Genomic DNA, 1,987 nt, shown 5'->3' with positions numbered 1-1,987 from the left:
GAGATCGGCTTCGAGATCCATCGACGGATCCACCATCTCGACCGGGTAACCGGTCTTGTCGGCAACTACTTCGAGCAGGGCCGCGCGGAGAGCGTCGGCGGATATGCCCGACGGCGATGGTTCCGGTGGACTGGGTAGCGCAGCGGATTCGGGCGCGGAAGCTTCCGGTGCGGAAGGTGCCGGGGCCGACTGTGCCAGCAAGTCGACGATCTGATCGAGAGTGCGCAACGTTCCGAGCTGCTCGGGCCCGAGACTGGGCAGCGACGGGAACCGCTCCTGCACAGCACCCAACACCTGCACCCGCTTGATCGAATCGACACCCAGATCGGCTTCGAGATCCATCGACGGATCCACCATCTCGACCGGGTAACCGGTCTTGTCGGCGACTACTTCGAGCAGGGCACTGCGCAGTTGGTCGGCGCTGACACCCGCGGCCTCCTCGGACACCGACACGACGGTCGGGATCTGAGCAGCCGGCTCCTGGGCCGCAGCGATCGATACGGTCGGTACCGGGACTGCAGGCGAGGCAGGCGCGATCGCTGCGGGTGCAGCTTTCTGTGTGTTCTGCTGCGCCGCAACCGGTATCGATGGGGTCGAGGTCGCATGCCGGAACGGCACGGAATCGGAGATTCCGCCCGCGATCTCCAGTTCGGCGATCCGCCCCATGACTTCGGTCGCACGGGTGTGGCTGTGACTGATAGCCACACCGTGGTCTTTGACCGCTTCGATCGCTCGGATCAAGCCGTCGTCGATCCGGTCGGTGCTGAGAGCCTCCGCGAGGTGGCGAGCGAGTTCGAGCTGTCCGTCGAGGTATCGGTCATGGGTGTCGAGGTGCGCCGAAAGGGGCGACGACTCGTTGGTCGCTGGACGTGGATCGTTGAGAGGCACGGTCGTCTCCGAGGGTCGAATTGCCTGAGGGGCGGGCGTGGGCTGGACAGGAGCCGGAGTGGGAGCTGTCGACGGCGTCGACGCAGCGGCAGGAGTGTGCGCCGGGGTGAGCGCGGACACTCGGTATCCATCGGCGAGTGCATCTGCGTAGGCCGCACGCCGGGTCGGCGGCACATACTCGGGCGCGGACAGCGCGACCGTCATACCGCTCCCGGTGCGCGGCGGCGGCGGTGTAGAGGCGTAGCGGTTGACCTGGTTCAACGTGACACCCAGCACGATCAACTGTGCGGCCGCGCGCTTGAGCGAGAGGTCACTGTTTCCGAGCGGACCGATATCCGTAGCGATGGCAACCACGTCGTCGCCCAGAGTGCGATGAACCAGCGAAGTCAGGACCTTCTTCGGGCCGAACTCGACGAACACGGTGCACCCGTCGGCGTGCATCGCTTCGAGCGACGCGACGAATTCGACTGGCTTCAGCAATTGCTCGACAAGCATCGCGGCGTTCTCGGCCGCGTCGGATCCGTACTGCCGATCCGGCGAATTCGCGTAGACGGGAATGGACGGTGCTCCGACACCGACAGCGCCGACTGCAGGTGCAAACGCATCGACCGCGTGCGCGACGTACGGGGTATGGAACGCGGCCGACACCGGGAGTTCACGAGTGGCCACCCCACGCTCGGCCGCGGACGCGATCACCGCGTCGATCGCAACGCGCCCACCGCCGACAACCACCTGATCGGGCGCATTGTGGTTGCAGATCCAGACGTCGTCGATGTCCTGGACGATCGAGTCCACGACATCGCGATCGGCAGCGACGGCGAGCATGGTTCCGTTGTCACCGTCGGACGTCGGTGCCATCGCAGCACCGCGGGCACGCGCAAGAGTGAAGTAGTCGCCGGTCTCGAGTGCACCCGACGCCCACAGCGCGGTCAGCTCGCCGAAGCTGTGGCCGGCCAGAGCATCTGCTTCGAAACCGAGTTCCCGGAAGAACTGGTACTGCCCAACCGATAGCGCGCCGATCGCCGGCTGCGCGAATTCCGTTCGACGCAAAGTGGCGTCGTGTCGCTCGCGCGTCTCGTTGTCGAAGACCGGCGGTGGG

General features: G+C 66.0%; 1 protein-coding gene. It reads right to left on the bottom strand.

The features are described 5' to 3' along the window. The coding region (locus A2J03_RS23535; protein ID WP_156520552.1) for an acyltransferase domain-containing protein at positions 1 to 1,987 on the bottom strand (1,987 nt) is incomplete at both ends.

Source organism: Rhodococcus sp. EPR-157 (assembly GCF_001647195.1).
Lineage (GTDB): Bacteria > Actinomycetota > Actinomycetes > Mycobacteriales > Mycobacteriaceae > Rhodococcoides.
Note: the sequence above shows the minus strand (reverse complement) of the source record. Positions and strands in the feature narration are given on the sequence as shown.